Genomic DNA, 15920 nt, shown 5'->3' on the forward strand with positions numbered 1-15920 from the left:
CTGCTGTACAAAGTATAGCAACTATAATTAGTTGCAAATATTTAGGCGCAAAAGTAAAGTATTTCTTTCTATCATACAATATTTTAAGGATTATGTAATGTCGGGCAATCAAGCCGCGGCGTCCAGCCAGCTGAGCTGCTGGCCCACGCCCCCCAGCCGGCGCCCGATGCTTTGCACCTGCGGGGCCTCAGCCGGCCCCAGCGCCTTCAAAGCGGGTGAGGCTAGCATGGGCTCCGCCTCCGGCTCGGCCGGGGCGGGCTCAAAGGGACTGCGCTTCCGCTGCTGGTAGGCCTTCATTTCCGGTTCCGGCAGCCACTGCTTACCGGCGCATGCCCGAAGGTTGAACTCCTGCCACAACAGTTCCTCCTTAAACTCGATGTGCAGCGTGCCTTTCTTGAAAAAGCGCAGGTTGAAAAACTGGCTCTCGCACTCATTCTCGAACTGCTCGCCGGGGTACACTTTGCCCAGCCGGTCAAACCGGGTTTTAAGTGCCTGCTCGATGGTGTAGCACGTATCGTGGTTCTCCCCCGTGAGGTAGCACATCACCTTATCAATGTCGCTGTACTCCGAATGCAGGTGGTAGTTCATCTTAAAGCGGCTCCCGTAGGTTTTCAGGTCGCGGGGCGTGCTCCAGTCGTCCCACCTAACCCAGTTGGGCAGCACCAGTTTGCGGTTGGCTTTAAAGCGGTCATTGCTTTTCCAGCCTTCCACGTGCACCCGGTTTTCCTTGTAGTAGGAAGTGAAAATGTCGAACACCGCCACGACGGCTTTATCCAGGATGGTTGTCCGGTTTTCAAACACCATCTCCGCCAGGCTCGCTACATTTTCCTTGTTGAACGCCATATAGCCCTGGGCGCGGCCGTAACGCTCAAAATCACTGCGCACCTGATGCGTCATGTACTTCTGAATGTTCATTTTCTCCAGCACTACCCGCCAGGCACTCTGATTCAGGCTGTCGCAGAAATCATTGTAGCTGGCCCGGTGGGTGCCATTGCCGCTGATGGCTTCGGTGGCCACCTCCAGAATATCCTGCTGGTAGCTCACGAGCTGCGCCCCGTAGAACTGCAGCGCCTGGCGGGCGCGCATGAAGTCGACGAAGGCCTGTTTGGCCTGCTCATAGCCTACCATCATGTTCCCAATCACATCCTGCAGGGCCAGCGCGTCGGCAAACGTGTCCTCGCTCAGCTCCGGGCCCGCGGCACCGGTACCGCGCCGGCCGCTGTGGAAATCGAAATCCAGCGGGTCGCGCTCCGCCGGTCGCTGCAGGCGGACCATGGCGACGTGCACATCCGTTTTGCGCTCGGCATCCTCGGCCAAAAATACCTGGCCCAGCTCCTCGACGCTGCCATGATCCGCAATGAGCTTGGCCAGCAGCTGGCGCGTCTCGGTGAACGGGTTGCGGATAGTCTCGGCATTGAGCAGCGATACCACGTGGCCACCGGGCGCCACGGTCTTAAAGGCATGCAGAATGTGCTTATCGGCGCAGCTGAAGGGCGGGTTGAGTACCAGCAGATCAAACTGGTGGCTGCCCTCATAGGAGAGAAAATCTTCCGCAATGACTTTGTAGTTCTTGCCCTGCAGCATGGCCTTTGGCTCCGGGTCAATTTCGCAGGCGTACAGATTTTTGCTGTAGCTGCTGCGGTGCCCGTCGTGCGTCGTGCGCAGGTGCTCCCCGATCCAATCCAGAATGGCCCCGCTGCCGGCGCTGGGGTCACAGATGGTCATTTTCTGTAACTGGGAAGGATGATACCCGCGCATCCCCCGGCTTGTCTCGCGAGGCTGCGCCAGCCACGGTGCAAGCATGTGGGCAATGACGAGAGCATCAAAAAGTGTGGGGCAGTGGGGAGGCAGCGGTGTGGCGGGTTAACTTGGGGAGCCCTCCTTATCCGTGAAAGCGATGCTTCAACCAGATGCTGCTCCTCCTATCGTATCCGGTACTGACCGGCTGAAGGCAGTCTACCAGCTCAAGATTCATCTGCTGGGCATCAGCCCGCAAATCAGCCGGCGTGTACTCGTGCGGGGCGACACGACCCTGGCCGAGTTGCATCATATCTTCCAGGTAGCGATGGGCTGGGAGAACTGGCACCTGCATAGCTTCAAGCTCTGGGGCAAGGAATACGGGATTCCCTATGCCGGCGGCATCTACTTTGCCGACGATGCTCGGCGGGTCCACCTGGGCGATTTCGAGTGGCGGGTCAATGACAAATTCACCTACACCTACGACTTCGGCGATTACTGGCTCCACCAGGTGCGAATTGAAAAGGTGCTGCCGGCGACGGCGTTGGCGGCCCACCCGGTGTGCGTGAGCGGCCGCCGGGCCTGTCCGCCGGAAGAGGTCGGTGGCCCCCGCGGCTACGATCAGCGCACGCTCGACCAGTTCTCCTGGAGCTACGAAGCCTTGGACCGGCTAATCGCCGGTGAGAACATCTTCGCCGACGACGTGCCGACCTGGTTCTGGACCTACCGCCCGGAGCACTTCGACCGGCAGCACGTCAACGCCCGCTTGGCCAAAGTGTATCAACTAAAGGGTAATCCCGATTTTCTGCTGGCGCAGGGCGGCTACGACTACTTCTTCGCGGATGTGAAGTCGTGAAAACTGTATCAGGAAAACCAAGTGGTTTAAATAATACAGCGGCAATAGCTTTGCGCCATGCAACAGGCGGTTATTTTCGTGCGCGTCTCCAAAAAGGAGCAAGATTACCAACGGCAGGTGGAAGACCTGCGCGCCGTGGCCCAGAGCCAGGCCTTACAGGTCGTGGCCGAGATTGCGGAGAAGATTAGTGGGGCGAAAAGGAATCAAGACCGGGAAGGGATTCAGCAGTTGCTGGAACTGAGCCGGCAAGGAGCCATTCAAAAAGTATTGGTCAGTGAGGTCTCGCGCCTGGGTCGCTCCACAGTGGAAGTGCTGCACATCGTTGAGGAGCTGACCCAGTTGGGCATCAGCATCTATGTCCAAAACTTCGGGATTGAAACGCTGAAAAACGGCAAACCCAATCCGGTGGCCCAGTTCATGTTTACGCTGCTGGCGGAATTTGCTCGCCTCGAACGCGAGACCCTGCGCGAGCGCATTCTCTCGGGCATGGACGAAGCGCGGCGGCAAGGCGTCACCATTGGCCGCCCGGTGGGCGCGACAGAAGACAAAGCCGTCTTCCTGAAAAAGTATGCGGCCGTCGCCCGGCAGCTGCGTGCGGGCCTGAGCGTACGTAACACGGCCAAGCTGTGCGACGTGGCCATCAACACGGTTCGTAAAGTGAAGGCCTTGCTGTAATCCCTGAATCCCTTGATGTCATGAACTTCAAACTACAACTGGTGGCGTGCCTGTCGGAAGGCGAAGAGCCCCTGCTCGAAGACGTATTTACCTGGAGCCGGGAGGACTTGAGCTTAGCCAGCGTGGGCCTAACGCTGGCCGAATCGAAGAAGCTGCTGCAGCGCATTCAGCAAACGATGATTGGGCAGCAGATAGCGACCCACCTGCAGGCGCACCAGCCCAGTGGGTTGCGCAAGAAAGGCAGCTACCCGCTCCAGTTGAAAACCTTATTCGGCAACGTAACGGTCGATAGCCCGCGCTATTACTTGCCGCCCACCGAGGCCGGACCGAAGACCTTCAGTCCCCTGCAGCACCTGTTTCCGCAGCACGTGACGCCGGAGTTGTTGTACCTGGAAACCAAGTGGGCCAGCCTGATTCCTTACCAGAAAACGGCCGATTTGCTGCACGACGTGCTGCCCGTGAGTGCGAAGCTCACAGGCACGACCATCCAGCAGCACCTGCACGCCGTGGTCGAGGCGCAAGAACGGCAGCTGCCGCAGGAAGTGGCTCCTTTTCACGGCGTTTGCCAGCGCGACCGCGAGGCCTTGCCGTGCCCGTCCCGCCCGCTGGTGGTCGGCCTCGACGGTGGCTACGTCCGGCACTGGCATAAAAAAGGCTGTTTCGAGGTGATTGCGGGCAAAAGCATTCCCGCCGAAGGGGCCGCCAAATGCTTCGGTTTCGTGCAGGAGGTCGATGCCAAGCCGCGCCGACGGGTCTTCGAGGTGCTGCGTTCGCAGGGGCTGCAGGCCAATCAAGCAGTGGAATTTTTCACGGACGGCGCCGCGGTGCTGCGGTCGCTGACCAGCTACCTGAGTGCGGAGTCCACCCACATCCTGGACTGGTTTCACCTGACCATGCGCCTGACGGTGCTGCAGCAGTACGCGCTGGGCTTTGCTCAGGTCGACGCGGCCGGGGGAAAAGCGCTGCAAGATGGCTTGACTAGCATCAAATGGCACCTCTGGCACGGCAACGCCGAGCGGGCCCTGGAAAAAATACTGGACTTGGACGATATCCTGACCACGCACCAAGACGACCCGCTGGTGGCCAAGAAATACAGCAAGTGCAAGCCATTGACCCGGCTACTGGCTGATTTTCACACCTATGTGGAGCAAAACAGCGGCTTCATCGTGGATTACTCGGAGCGCCATCACTACGGCGAACGGGTGTCTACGGGCTTTGTGGAGTCGGCGGTGAACCAAGTGCTGGCCAAGAGAATGGTAAAGCGACAGCAGATGCAGTGGACCAAAAAGGGCGCGCATCTGCTCGTACAGGCCCGCACCAAGGTGCTCAACGAGGACTGGGAAGACTGTTTTCGGCAGCAGTATCCCGGCTTCCGGTCAGTGCCAGCGGAACCGATGCAGATGGCCGCTTAGCCCCACTGCCCCACACTTTTTGATGCTCTCCTATTAGCGCCCTCCTGGGCATTATGGACTACTTGTAGAGAGCAGGTCTTGAGTGGATAAGCTGCCTTTCGATTAAATGCGCCTTTCACTGGCGGGAAGTGTAATTACGGATGTCTTGTAGCTGGGCATAGCTTGTTTCTACAACTGGCTGAATCAGGATTTTGAGGCCTTTTTGGATGGTTTTTTCTTGGCCTCAGTAGATTGCGAAGGCTCCTCGCTTGCGTCCCCACTCGGCTCCGCCGGCCGGTTCTGATACTCGTCGCGGATGAGGTCGATAAGCTGCTGCTCGGGCACTCTTAGCAGCGCAGACAGCGCCAGCAGTTCCTTTATTGTCAGGGTCTCGGGCTCCTTGATGCGGCGCTGGGCCGTGCGGTGGTTGATATCCAAGCCCTCCGTGAGTTGCATAATCTTGGTGCCAGTCTGCCGCAGCAGTTCGGCGAGGGTGCTGGCCGTGACGGTGGCAGCCTGCGCCTGGACGGAGATGAGGTGGCGTGTCATGGGAAAGGCTACTTTCTGCTGGGGAGGGGAAGCAAAGGGTTTTTAATGGCGCGGAATGAGCGTTGGGGCGGCTCGCCGGCTCGCACCTGGGCTAGCAACTCTTCTACCTGCTCCGGTTCGAGTAGCTCGCGCATGGGGCCGATAAAGGTGAACCCTCCGAATATGCTCTCGTCACCGTGCACGAATCGCAGCAGGTAGTAGCGGTCGTCATACGGGGCAGCATAACGCACCAGCATTACCAGCGTCGGCGGAGCAATGGCGTACTGCTCACAGAGCTTGCCGGCCAAGTCCACAACGCCCAACGCAATACGGTCCCAGAAGAACTGGGGCAGGTCAAGGACAATGGCCCACCCGTGGGCCGGGTGAACCAGCACCTCACACCGGGCGGACTGGGCCTGGTCATCAAAGAAGTAGAATGGTTCGGCTTGTTGAATACCGGGGATGCGAAGCAGGTTTTCCAATAGTAGAGGGGTCAGGGATGGTAATTCAGGCAGTAGGCTCGGCTTACGTACAGGCGCGGTGTTAGTGGCAGCAGCGCGGGAAAGTTGAACGGCTGCCCTGCTACGCTTCCTCGCGGCTCAGCATTGCATCCTCCCACCGCTCGCTTTCCACTAGCGCCAGCACTGCCCACCGGCAGACCTGCCAGGCATCCGACGTGGCGGCCATCAGCTGGCCCGCCTTCTGCCGTCGCTCAATAGAGAAGGCCGGGTGGTTGAGAACGAGTGCTAGCCAGGCCCTGGCTTTTTCCAGCGGTAGCGGGTCAGTTGTGAAGTGGTCGATAGGAACGGAAACAGCCATAGCTATTCTATGCACAATGTACGAAGTATAATTGCACTTACTGCGAAGCCAGTGGAAAGCGGCCTATTTGCAAAACATCCCGGCCGGCCACTGGCCAACCGGGATGCTGCGAGCATTACCTCATCATCTCAGACCGCATGAGCAGGACCGGACCGGCCACCACATCCACGGGGGAGTACTGGTCAAGCGGATAGGTTTCGTACCACAGGGCCGTGGCCAGCGGGTTAATGGGGCGTTCCTTGAATTTGCCCTCGTCGTCGAAGACCATAATCCAGTCCTGGTAAGCCCCGTGCTGGGGATGATGCACGTCGATGTAGTCGCATTCTAAGGCCGCATACAGCTGCGCAAGCTTGAACGTCCGACCCTTCACGGGTCGCACTTCCTGGATACTGCCGTCGACTCCCAGCAGCATGGCCGCCCCCTCGGCCGGGAGCATGGCGCGGTGCTGGCGGGCGAAGTACTCGCCCAGGGCCTTCACGCTGGCCAGCCGCTGCCCGTCCGCGAGCTGAAAAGAGCCGTGCTCGTAGGCATGGGTCAGAAACCGTTTGCCGGTAGTACCACACAGCGCCACGATGCGCGATTGGTCAAGCTGCCCGGCCTGCACCTGCACAAACAGGCGCGGCGGTAAGGGCTTCCAGAACGGCTGCCCCTGTTCGTCACTGGCCAATATCTGGCTGCTGTGCAGGCTGAATAAAAGCGGTTCAGCCGCCACGGCTGCTGCCGCTGGTGGGGTAGGCTCGTCGTCCACCCCAAACAGCAATGCCTCCGCCACTGGCCCGGAATCATCCTTGAACTGGTAGTGCCAAGCTCCCTGAACAAAGCCGCGGGCCGCTACCGTCAGCGGCTGCTCTACCCCAAAAAGACGCACGGCCTGTCCGGGATTAAAGCGCGCCGGCGCGGTTCCGGCCGGTACCGGGTGAATTAGACCTTTCACCCAGCGCAGGCCCTGTGGGCCACGAAACCGCACCTGCTGGCCTGCCGCCACCGAAGCCGCCTCGGCCCTATCGTCGGTGCGGTTGAAGTAGCCGCTCAACTCTACGGGGCAATAAGCTGCTGCTTCAGCTACGGTAGCGAACAGCACCGCCGGGAAGCTGTCCCCATACTGGCGGAGAACTTCAAAATGATAGCTGGCAAGATGGGTGTTTTCCATGCTTTAGAGGATGTTTAGAGTGGTTGTTGATTCTAAATGGTCAACATTCGCCCCCTTTCCTTAGTTGCATTTTATACAATTTATATTCGTATTTTATACTAATACTTCTTGTCTTGTGGTGTCTCTGATTGCCATGCAAAAACCCAAAAGCCTTTCCGGCCGCGTGACCGAAAAGGCTTTTGGTAGCTCTGTGCTACAAGGAGAGATTCTACTACGCTAAGACGTGGCTGGGGCTAAGATGCTGATGAGCCGCTCAATGGGGATTCCGGGAGTGAAGGGGTGCGTGTTACCCCACGCGTGGGCTTTGATACGGCGCACGTCTTCGTCAGAGAGGCCCACATGGCCAAGCTCGGTTTGCCCCCTGAATACATGGCAATGATTGCCGAACATATTCAGGGTGAAAGTAACGGGAACGTGTTCGTGGAGTAGGTGTAGAAGCGGGTAGTATGCGGTTGACATGGCAACAGAGTGAAGAGGTACACCTAGAATTTACAACATAAATGTCATACTTCCTCTGCTTCCCTTAGTTCTCCTGACCTTTCGGCTTGGTCGGCGTCCAGTCCATCCACTTCCGCTCGGTTTGGCAGTGGGTGCATTGCATCAGCAGCTCCGTTCCTACGGGGTAAACTTCCAGCACTTCCAAGTGGGCGTGCAGCGTATCCTCTCCGCACGTCACGCAAGCCAGTAGCTCGGTGCCGGCCAGTTGCTCTTCCAGAAAGTGTAGTTCGTCGTCCTGCATAGCAGCAAGGTACGAGGCTTACCGTTCGATGCCACCGCTGCTATGACCGATGCCGGAACTGCCGCGCTCCTGCACCGGGGCGGTGGTCAGTACCTGGGCGGAACTGCGCAAGTCTTCCAGATGTTTGCTGCTGCCCAGCCCCGGCAGCTTCTCGGCCGCGTCAAGCGACCGGCGGAAGCTCTCCGCGTTGGGGCCGACAATTACCGGATTACGCGCTACGTCCTTCGCCACTTCGCGCAGGCCGGCCCCGGCGGCAGCCTGGCCGTGGGCTTCCAGCGCCTTGGCCACCTCGTGGGCGGCAGTGGCAAACACGGGCTGGGCCTCGGCGTGTGTCTTGGGGGCAGCAAGCACCGGCTGGCTGCTGCTCCTTGCTGCCGAAGCCGCGGGCTGCCGCTGTGCTGACGGCGCTACCAGTTCCTTGCCTTCGGCAAGCTGCAGCACCTGCACCGAAGCGGCTTTCAGGCGCTGGGCGTCGGCCAGGTCGAGCGGGGTATCCTTCATGGCCGGGTGCTTGAGAATCTTATCGGCCGCCTGCTGAAACTCGGTGATGCTTTTGCCCTGAATAGCCTTGGGGTCCAGGTTTACGGCCTCTACCTGCTGCCCCAGCCGGATGCCCTGCTCCCGGTTGCCGGGACCGGGCATGTTGGCCACCACGCTGGCCACGCGGTAGCCGGTCACCTCCAGCTCACGCCGCGCATCCATTGCCTTCATGGCCGGGCTCAGTTCCGGAGTGGGGGTCACGGCCTGGCGGGGGTCGCGCAACTTCTCCCCTATCGCCCCCGGGGTTGGGGTGATAATTTTCTGAAACATCTCTTTCAGGGGCTGCAGATTCTTCGCCGCCTCGGCGGGCGGGTACTGTCGCACGATGGCTAAGTCGCGGCTGCGGTTTAGAATCTCCGGGCTGGCCCGGTTGAAGTCCACGTCGTAGCCAGCTTCCTTGCCCAGCTGGGTGAAAGTGGCCTGGATGGTGCGGCCGTTGCCGTCACGGAAGGCGTGGGCGTGGTTGTACTGGTCGAGGTAGTAAGCGGCCCGCTCGGCAAACTTATCGGCCGAGAGGCCTTTCAGGTTGTTCTCGCGGTTAAGCTGCGCCCCGATAGCATCCAGCCGCTCAGGTATTTCCTTGTGGGGCGCGTAAGTCATGGTTTCGCGGAAGCCGGTGACGCGGGTATCCTTGTGGCCCTGAAACTCGCGGTCGGCCCGGGTCTCGCCGGCCCACTGGTACACGCCGCTGAACAGCCGCTCGTGCACCTGCTTCAGGTGGGCCTGGTCGTACTTCCCGCCCTGAATGCCGCCCTGCATATTGAGCAGCTTCAGGCGCGGAATGGAGGAATCGGACTCAGCCTGCGCCAAATCCTCTTTGTTGGTAATTCCGAGCTTGTTCAGCCGCACGCCGTTCTCGTCGCTGAACCGGTCATTGAGCACCGCCATTACTGCGCCGGGCTGGTGGGCGTGCCGGCTCCGGGCTTAGCCGCGTAGCGGGCCCTGAGCATCTCATCGGTTAGCTCAATGACCTGCTCAATGGTAAGCTCGCCGTCGACGTGGCGCTGCATCAGGGCCAGAGCCTCCGGGCTGGGCGCGGGGCCGTTGCTCATCATCGTGGCAATGGCGTTGTTGCTGTCGTGCTCGCGCTGCTGGCGGGCGGCTAGCTCTTCGGCAGTGAGGCCGGCCGGGGCGGGCGCAAAGAAGGTCTTGCTCATGGCTTTTCGGAAATAGAAGGTGGTACTAGTAGAACGCTAAAACGGCCTTATTTGTCGCTTTTAAGCGGTTTTAGGCCTCTGTTTTTGTCCCTGCTGCTAAGGTGTTTACATGCTTGGCCAAGGTTTCTTTCACCTCCTGGCGCACCCGCAGAAAGTTCTCCTGCACCGTGCGCGAAAGGGCGCTGACCGGGTCTTCCCCCATGCCGCCAAAGCTCACCATCTGGTGCAGGGGAAACCGCTCGGGCGTAACGTCGGCCCGGGCAATGGTGCCCTGGAAAAAGGTGCTGCCGGTTTCCACTGTCTGGCCGATAAACTCGCCCTGCTGCAGGCCAATGGTATCCTGCACCCGCACCAAGCTACGCTCCTGGTAGCTCGTGCTCTGGTTGGTGGAGTTATTGCGCGCCCCGCTACCCTGGCTGGTGCCGGTGCTCGTGCTTACCATCTCCTTGTCTTCGCGGCCCACCAGCTCGGAAATGAACTTGGCCGTTTCCAGCGAGTTCACCTTGCCGAAAAACTGGTTGTTGAGGTTGCTCACCATCACCTGCATCTTCTCCTTGCCGTAGGCGTCCGTCATCTGGCTCAGGTCCTGGGTCATGTACACCATCGCCACCTTGTTGCTGCGGGCCGTGGCCGGAATCACCTCCAGTCCCGGCACGTAGAGCGTCGCGGCTTCATCGAGAAACACGTAGCTACGGTGCTTATTCTGCTGGTTCATCAGCTTGAGCGCCACCGTAATCACGCAGCTGACCACCGGCGAAAACGTATCCTTCAGCGTCGGGTCGTTGCCGATGCACAGCAGCTTGGGACGCTGCTTATCGTTCAGGTCGAGCGAAAAGCCCTCGCCGTTTGCCTCGTCCGGGGTCAGCACCCACACCACCTCGGGGCTGTTAATCTTGGTCAGGTTCACCTGCAGAGTGCCCAGCACCGCGCCCACCTGCTTGTCAGCGCGGGTCTGCACCGCCGAGATAAGGCTCCGGGCCTGGTCGCCGCACTCTAAATCGGTTTCCAGCATGCTCAGGACGTGGGTGTAGTCCTTGTACATGGCCGTGGCCACCACGTGCGGAATAGTGCAGTACTGCGGGTAGTGCTTCTTGTAAAACCAGATAATGCCGGTCAGGTAGGCCACGGAGCTGGTGTCGAAGAACTCCATCTTGCGGATGCTCGATGGGTTCAGGTTGTTGATGATGGCCTTGCTGTACTCCTCGGCGAAGGCCACCACTGGCATATCCGCCGGCCGCAGTGGATTCACCCGCTCGCTGCGCGTCAGGTCCCGGAAGTTGATGATGTGTAGCTGTACGGGCGGCTCCGCCGCCGGCTGCGGCTCGGGCTTGCTGAACAGGCCCGTCAGCCAGGCCTGCAGCCGCCCCTGAAAGCTGGCCGCGTAGCTGGCAGCCTGCTGCTGCTCGCGCTCCTTGCGGCGCTCGGCCAGTACCAAAGCTTTCTGCATCGCCTCGGCCAATACCGGAAACTTGAAGTCGTACACCAGCCCGGCGAAGTTCTGGTAGGCAAACTGCTCAATCAGCGGCTCCCCTATCGAGTAGGTCTTGCCCGCACCCGCACCGCCCAGTACCAGCGTGCCCCGGTACGGGTTGGCCACGGTAATCCAGCCGCCGTCCGCCGTGGGGAAGTGTACGGCATCGGGGCTTTTCACCTTCCGGCGCTCGGTGCTCAGCCCGAAAGCCGGCTTTTTAGTCATGGCCCACAGCAGCCCCACTACTCCCCCACTGCCCAGCACGGCCACGGCGGCTCCCGGATAGCCAAACTCGATAAAGCCCGGCGAGTAGTGGTGCATGTTCAGCAGCACGTAGCCCGCTGCCAGGAATAAAGCCCCGCACAGGCCCGCCACGACACGCAGGGACTGCCGGTTGATGACGTTGCGCCTAGCCTGCCCGGGCCTCGCCTGCGGGGCTTTCTGCACGAATACAAGCACCAGCCCGGCCAGCAGCAGCAGCGCCCGCAGGTACACCCCAGCCGCGCCGTAGAATCGGGCAGCTTTTACCAGCAGCTTGCTGCCCATACCGCTGCCGGCTTTGGCCAGCGCGTCAGTCCCGCCTTTGGTCTTAGTAAGCGCTTGGTCGGTGGAGTGCGTTATGGCCACCGCGCCGCTAGCTGCCCCCTCCCCTACCACTGGGCGGGCAGCGGCTTCGGCCTTGGCAATGCGGGCCTGGCGCTGCCGCTCGGCAATGCGCGCCGTGGTAGCCGCCAGCCGCTCTTTGGGCGTCAGGCTGTCCGCTGGTATGCCGGCCGCCTGGATGAGCTGCGCCCGGCAGGCCTCGGCAATCTCGGGGCCATGCAGGAGCACGTAGTAGTCGCCGCCGATAATGGCCAGCAGCAGCAGGACGATAAAGAGGCCCGCGCCCTGGGTACCGGCCGCCGGCCGGGGTGCTTGACTGGTCATAGGCTTGAAAGCTGATTTAGGTGGGTAGGATGATGACGGGGCGAGAGGGCACGCTACATTTCAATGTCCAGCTCCGCGCTGTTGCGCCCCCTTTTCTCACTGAGGTGTTCGGTCTTTTTCTCGCGGCCCGTGTTGGAGCGCACCGCCTGCTGCACGGCATGAAGCATGGTGCTGGCCGCGTGCTGCGGTGCCGGCTGCTCGCGGCCCGTGCTCAGCAGATAATAGGCGTTATCAATGGGCTGGCCCTGCTGCGCCCGCCGCTCGACGGTAGCCAGGGAGCGGTAAAACGTTTTGTCATACTCGCGGCCCTGGGCAATCTGCTGGACCCGCTGCGGGTCCAGGCGCTCTTCCTTCAGCACGCGCAGGTTGAGGGCGGCCACCCGCTCCCCAATCCTGACTGCCCGGCCGGCATCCCGGCTACCATCGCGCTGCTTGGGTCGTAGCTTTTCGTGCGCCTGGGCCGTGTAGCCAAACTGCTTTTCAAACTGCCGCCCGGCCGCCGCCTGCCACTGCATCAGGTCGAAGCGGCTACGGCGTCCGCCGGGGTTGAGCGTGATTCTCTGCTGCGCGTCGCGGGCACTCACGATGACGTGAATGTGCGTCTGCAAACCCGGCCGCTGCTCGCCTATCTTGGCCTGGCCAGTACTTACTTCCGGGTGGGTGCCCCGGTAGCTGCGCTGCTGGTGCAGCGTGGCTCCCCACACCAGGTCCTGGCTGCCTAGCTCCCGTCCATCCTTCAGCTTGAAGTTGGCGGCGTACTGCGCCATCACCTGCCGGGTATAGTCTTTCAGCTTGGCCTCGTCGTTGCCAATATGCGTCAGTTCGGCCTCGCTGGGGCTAATCACCAGGGAGTAGAATTTGGCCTCGCCGGCCCGCAGTCCCTTCACGTTGGAATCGATGTTCTGCCCCACCTCGGCCGCGCTGAGGTCGTCGCGGTCAGCCCCGAAAAACGTGGCTTCCTCTCCATCGCGTCCGGCTTCCTGCTTCAGATAATTGAGCGTTTGCGCGCTGCTTCCGCTATTGCTGTAAGCCGCTTTTCCGTGCGTCGCGGGGTTGATTAGCTTGATATACATCGGTGGCTACGCGCTTAATTCTTGACTGCTTTTGCCACCGTATTGCCATCATTTATTCTGCCTGCGCCCGCCTGTTGAGCGGCAGCTATTGCCTCTTTCGCCTGCCGCTCAATCATATCTTCGTTCTGTGCCCGTAGCTGCTTTAACCCCTCCCGCTGCTCGTTTAGCTGCGCCTCACTAAGGCCGCTTAGCTGCTGGGTCAGGTTGTTTACCAGGATTTCATTCATGCGCAGCACGCGCTCCAGCGTCACCCGGCTACGAAGCATTTCCTCCAACATCGGTAGCAGCAGACTACGCTCCTGCTCCTGCAGATACCCAAATACCCGGTCCCCGAGCTTCTTTACCTGCTGCATAATCAACTGGCCTTCGCGGGCCACATCCTCCACCGGGTGTAGCCCGCGCTCCGCGAAGTAGCGCACGGCCGCACCGGTGTAATCAGCCTGGCTTATCTGCAGCCGCTTGGCCTCTTTGCTCAGCAGAAAATGAGTGGCTGCAGGTACGTTGACGCTCTTCGTAGCGGGGTTGGCTGGCATAGGTAGAATCAATCTTCTGCCCGCCCTCTTTAGGTTATTTTTAACCTGCAAATCAGCTAGTTATCTTAACAAACCTATAAATTTAAGCTCTGCTTAAATACAAGTATCACGCTTACAGGTGCTTAGCACCCTGTATGTGATACTCTTCTTGCTAAGACTACCTACACTACATTCAAGAGGGCTTTCAGAATTATTTGAGAACTATTTCAGAACTACGAGTACGTATTACGAGTGGCATTGGGTTAGCCCTTATCTATCGCTACCCCAGCCTGCTGCTGTATCCTTACCTGTTCCTACCGCAACCCCTCTCCTGCACTTACCGCACTGCGTCGTCTTAGCTGCTGTTTATCTGGGCACCAGGTGTAGCTGCTATCCTTTCCCGCGCTCATTAGCCCGCAAGAGCTTTTTAACATCTATTACTACTTTACGACATTACTACTTTACAACTTTAACCAACATAGGACAGCTGTCGTTGTCGCTAAGCTCAACATTGCCTGTCAGAGCTTATCTTACTACTTTACGACATTACTACTTTACTACGCTAGTAAGCTGACTCAATCGACGTGTTACTACTTTACTACAATGCGACTTTACTACACGCATAATGCATGAGAGTGCTAATGCGGCATCCTTATCGTTCTACAACATTACTACTTTACTACAACGCAATTTTACTACTTGTAGCTAATACGACTTTACAATTTATTGCTTTTACTACTTAGTCATTTTACGACTACACAACTTTGCGACAATGCGACTTTACTACTTTGCGACATTTCCGCTTACATTTGCTTTCCCCGGGCCTGACCATCTGGGGCATCAGCGCTAGCTTACCTTAACCAGTAACCCCATGTCAAAAGTCATCAGCTTTGCTACCCAAAAGGGGGGCTCGGGCAAGTCAACCCTGGCCCTCGTCCTCGCGGCTCCTCTGGCTATCGAGTACGGACTGAAAATCGCCATCCTAGATTGTGACTACCAGCAGAGCATCGTCAAAACCCGCAAGCAGCTGGACGAGCCCAGCCTGGCTATCCTGCGTGAGTCAGACCCGGCGGCGAATTACCCCTACGACGTGTTTCCCATGTCGCTGAAGAGCATCTTTGACTTCATCGACAATCCGGAAAACGACTACGACCTTATCATCATCGACATTCCCGGCCGGGCCGACGGGGAAGACGTTTTCAACGCCCTCACGGGCTGCGACGCGGTAATAGTGCCGCTGGTATCGGATTACCTGGACCGCGCTTCCACGGCCGAGTTTATGGGCATCCTCGAAGCGCTGAAGAAGGCGGCTGATAAGGCCGAGGTGGATTTCCAGTATTTCGGCTTGGCCACGAAGCGCATCAGCGGCCGACGGGAGGAAAAGGAGATGGACGATTACATTGACGAGCTGGGCCTCTCGCGCTTCCAGTCCTACCTGAGCCACCGCATGGTGTACAGCCGCGCCTCCACGCTGCACAGCCTGCTGACCCCGGCCTACCGCAACTACGCCGGGGGCACCAAGGATAGCTCGGAGGAAATCCGGCGCGTATGCGACGAGCTGATAGAAAAGCTGGACCTGCCCCGGCGCAAAGCCGATGTTGGCGTTGAGCTAGAAGAAACGACCGATACCAACCCAACCGAAATCAAGTAATGGCAAAGTCTCCCTTTGTAAAAGCGAAAATTGAAGGCCCCCGGAAGCGTATCCCGGTTGATGAGACCTTGCGCGCCGAAGCCCGCGCCGGAATGGGAGGGGAGCAAACCCGCCTGGAAGCCGAAGGCAAGGCAACTACGCCGGCTGCGGCTGCCCCGGCAGAAGCGGTAACGGCCCCAGTAGTACCCGCCGCACCCGAACCAAAGCCCGAGCCGGTAGCAGCAGTTGAGCCAGCACCGGAGCCCGCGCCGTCTGCTGAGCAGCCGGTGGCGGAAGCCGTAGTTGCTTCCATGCCTGCGGCCCCGGTTGAGCGCCGTCCCCGTGGCCGCAAGCCGGCAGCAGCGGGCCCGGAGCCAACGGGCGAGTTGAAAGGGGTGCGGATTGCGGAATCTGTGTGGTCGGAGATTCGCAAGATTATCGTTCAGCTTCCTAAAGGGCCGGATATGCCGACAAATATCATCGGCTACCTGCACGCGGCCCACAGACACTACGAGGCGCACCTGCGCAAGCAGGGCAAGCTCCCCCCAGTCAATTAGCTCACTTGGCAGGACTGGTTAAGGATGATTAGTCGGCTTGGTCGCCGGCCCTCGCTTGTTCTACCAATGTCGCAGCACATTTGCGGCTGATACGCCAACCAAGGGCAACTCCTAGCAGAGCTGCCCTTGGTTTTTTGGGCAGTGGGGAAGAAATAGTT

16 protein-coding genes are annotated in these 15920 nt (G+C 59.5%); 5 read left to right on the forward strand and 11 right to left on the reverse strand.

The features are described 5' to 3' along the window. Positions 1-108 precede the first annotated feature (108 nt). The gene (locus tag FY528_RS19150; RefSeq protein ID WP_187632200.1) at positions 109-1725 is read right to left on the reverse strand and encodes a class I SAM-dependent methyltransferase; all 1617 of its coding nucleotides are present in this window, start codon (positions 1723-1725) and stop codon (positions 109-111) included. Between the two features lie 172 nt (positions 1726-1897). On the opposite strand from FY528_RS19150, the gene FY528_RS21680 reads away from it, so the two are divergent. From FY528_RS21680 to FY528_RS19165, 3 genes are read left to right on the forward strand one after another with little or no spacing between them, the layout of a single operon-like run. After that, positions 1898-2593 (forward strand): plasmid pRiA4b ORF-3 family protein, encoded by a 696-nt coding sequence (locus FY528_RS21680; RefSeq protein ID WP_149072639.1) that lies wholly within the window; start codon positions 1898-1900, stop codon positions 2591-2593. A gap of 57 nt (positions 2594-2650) precedes the next feature. Then, entirely contained in the window at positions 2651-3268 is a 618-nt protein-coding gene (locus FY528_RS19160; RefSeq protein ID WP_149072640.1) for a recombinase family protein, read from the forward strand. A gap of 20 nt (positions 3269-3288) precedes the next feature. Further along, entirely contained in the window at positions 3289-4680 is a 1392-nt protein-coding gene (locus FY528_RS19165; protein WP_149072641.1) for an ISKra4 family transposase, read from the forward strand. 183 nt (positions 4681-4863) lie between these two features. On the opposite strand, the gene FY528_RS19170 is transcribed toward FY528_RS19165, so the two are convergent. The 10 genes from FY528_RS19170 to FY528_RS19215 all read right to left on the reverse strand — a co-directional run bounded on the left by FY528_RS19170 (position 4864) and on the right by FY528_RS19215 (position 13596). After that, on the reverse strand, positions 4864-5208 hold the full coding sequence (locus tag FY528_RS19170; protein ID WP_149072642.1) for a hypothetical protein: 345 nt from the start codon (positions 5206-5208) through the stop codon (positions 4864-4866). 8 nt (positions 5209-5216) lie between these two features. Next, positions 5217-5669, reverse strand: coding sequence for a hypothetical protein (locus FY528_RS19175; protein ID WP_149072643.1), 453 nt, complete (start codon positions 5667-5669; stop codon positions 5217-5219). 100 nt (positions 5670-5769) lie between these two features. Beyond that, positions 5770-6006, reverse strand: a complete 237-nt coding sequence (locus FY528_RS19180) for a hypothetical protein (RefSeq protein WP_149072644.1) — start codon at positions 6004-6006, stop codon at positions 5770-5772. A gap of 115 nt (positions 6007-6121) precedes the next feature. After that, complete coding sequence (locus tag FY528_RS19185; protein ID WP_149072645.1) at positions 6122-7156, reverse strand: hypothetical protein; 1035 nt, start codon at positions 7154-7156, stop codon at positions 6122-6124. 523 nt (positions 7157-7679) lie between these two features. Further along, a complete protein-coding gene (locus FY528_RS19190; RefSeq protein WP_073288184.1) occupies positions 7680-7895 on the reverse strand; it encodes a hypothetical protein in 216 nt (71 codons plus the stop codon). Between the two features lie 18 nt (positions 7896-7913). Beyond that, entirely contained in the window at positions 7914-9323 is a 1410-nt protein-coding gene (locus FY528_RS19195) for a Fic/DOC family protein (protein WP_149072646.1), read from the reverse strand. Then, the gene (locus FY528_RS19200; protein ID WP_149072647.1) at positions 9323-9592 is read right to left on the reverse strand and encodes an antitoxin VbhA family protein; all 270 of its coding nucleotides are present in this window, start codon (positions 9590-9592) and stop codon (positions 9323-9325) included. Before FY528_RS19200 ends, FY528_RS19195 begins: the two co-directional genes overlap by 1 nt. A 70-nt stretch (positions 9593-9662) precedes the next feature. Next, a complete protein-coding gene (locus tag FY528_RS19205; RefSeq protein ID WP_149072648.1) occupies positions 9663-11990 on the reverse strand; it encodes a TraM recognition domain-containing protein in 2328 nt (775 codons plus the stop codon). 53 nt (positions 11991-12043) lie between these two features. Continuing rightward, positions 12044-13063 carry a DUF5712 family protein gene (locus tag FY528_RS19210; RefSeq protein ID WP_149072649.1) on the reverse strand — a complete coding sequence of 340 codons (1020 nt, stop codon included), beginning with the start codon at positions 13061-13063 and terminating at the stop codon, positions 12044-12046. Positions 13064-13077: 14 nt separating this feature from the next. Continuing rightward, positions 13078-13596 (reverse strand): BfmA/BtgA family mobilization protein, encoded by a 519-nt coding sequence (locus tag FY528_RS19215; RefSeq protein WP_149072650.1) that lies wholly within the window; start codon positions 13594-13596, stop codon positions 13078-13080. Between the two features lie 850 nt (positions 13597-14446). Here FY528_RS19215 and FY528_RS19220 point away from each other — a divergent pair. Continuing rightward, positions 14447-15226 (forward strand): ParA family protein, encoded by a 780-nt coding sequence (locus FY528_RS19220; RefSeq protein WP_149072651.1) that lies wholly within the window; start codon positions 14447-14449, stop codon positions 15224-15226. Further along, positions 15226-15762 (forward strand): hypothetical protein, encoded by a 537-nt coding sequence (locus FY528_RS19225; protein ID WP_149072652.1) that lies wholly within the window; start codon positions 15226-15228, stop codon positions 15760-15762. The genes FY528_RS19220 and FY528_RS19225 overlap by 1 nt, the downstream gene beginning before the upstream one ends. Positions 15763-15920: the final 158 nt, after the last annotated feature.

Origin of the sequence: Hymenobacter lutimineralis (genome assembly GCF_008271285.1) — a bacterium.
Lineage (GTDB): Bacteria > Bacteroidota > Bacteroidia > Cytophagales > Hymenobacteraceae > Hymenobacter > Hymenobacter lutimineralis.

What these genes read in the sequence shown, in the direction of transcription:
- FY528_RS19180 (WP_149072644.1), bottom strand. Translation starts at nt 6,006, where the DNA reads ATGGCTGTTTCCGTTCCTATCGACCACTTCACAACTGACCCGCTACCG.
- FY528_RS19160 (WP_149072640.1), top strand. Translation starts at nt 2,651, where the DNA reads ATGCAACAGGCGGTTATTTTCGTGCGCGTCTCCAAAAAGGAGCAAGAT.
- FY528_RS19170 (WP_149072642.1), bottom strand. Translation starts at nt 5,208, where the DNA reads ATGACACGCCACCTCATCTCCGTCCAGGCGCAGGCTGCCACCGTCACG.
- FY528_RS19150 (WP_187632200.1), bottom strand. Translation starts at nt 1,725, where the DNA reads ATGACCATCTGTGACCCCAGCGCCGGCAGCGGGGCCATTCTGGATTGG.
- FY528_RS19220 (WP_149072651.1), top strand. Translation starts at nt 14,447, where the DNA reads ATGTCAAAAGTCATCAGCTTTGCTACCCAAAAGGGGGGCTCGGGCAAG.
- FY528_RS19195 (WP_149072646.1), bottom strand. Translation starts at nt 9,323, where the DNA reads ATGGCGGTGCTCAATGACCGGTTCAGCGACGAGAACGGCGTGCGGCTG.
- FY528_RS19165 (WP_149072641.1), top strand. Translation starts at nt 3,289, where the DNA reads ATGAACTTCAAACTACAACTGGTGGCGTGCCTGTCGGAAGGCGAAGAG.
- FY528_RS19225 (WP_149072652.1), top strand. Translation starts at nt 15,226, where the DNA reads ATGGCAAAGTCTCCCTTTGTAAAAGCGAAAATTGAAGGCCCCCGGAAG.
- FY528_RS19205 (WP_149072648.1), bottom strand. Translation starts at nt 11,990, where the DNA reads ATGACCAGTCAAGCACCCCGGCCGGCGGCCGGTACCCAGGGCGCGGGC.
- FY528_RS19190 (WP_073288184.1), bottom strand. Translation starts at nt 7,895, where the DNA reads ATGCAGGACGACGAACTACACTTTCTGGAAGAGCAACTGGCCGGCACC.
- FY528_RS19185 (WP_149072645.1), bottom strand. Translation starts at nt 7,156, where the DNA reads ATGGAAAACACCCATCTTGCCAGCTATCATTTTGAAGTTCTCCGCCAG.
- FY528_RS19210 (WP_149072649.1), bottom strand. Translation starts at nt 13,063, where the DNA reads ATGTATATCAAGCTAATCAACCCCGCGACGCACGGAAAAGCGGCTTAC.
- FY528_RS21680 (WP_149072639.1), top strand. Translation starts at nt 1,898, where the DNA reads ATGCTTCAACCAGATGCTGCTCCTCCTATCGTATCCGGTACTGACCGG.
- FY528_RS19215 (WP_149072650.1), bottom strand. Translation starts at nt 13,596, where the DNA reads ATGCCAGCCAACCCCGCTACGAAGAGCGTCAACGTACCTGCAGCCACT.
- FY528_RS19200 (WP_149072647.1), bottom strand. Translation starts at nt 9,592, where the DNA reads ATGAGCAAGACCTTCTTTGCGCCCGCCCCGGCCGGCCTCACTGCCGAA.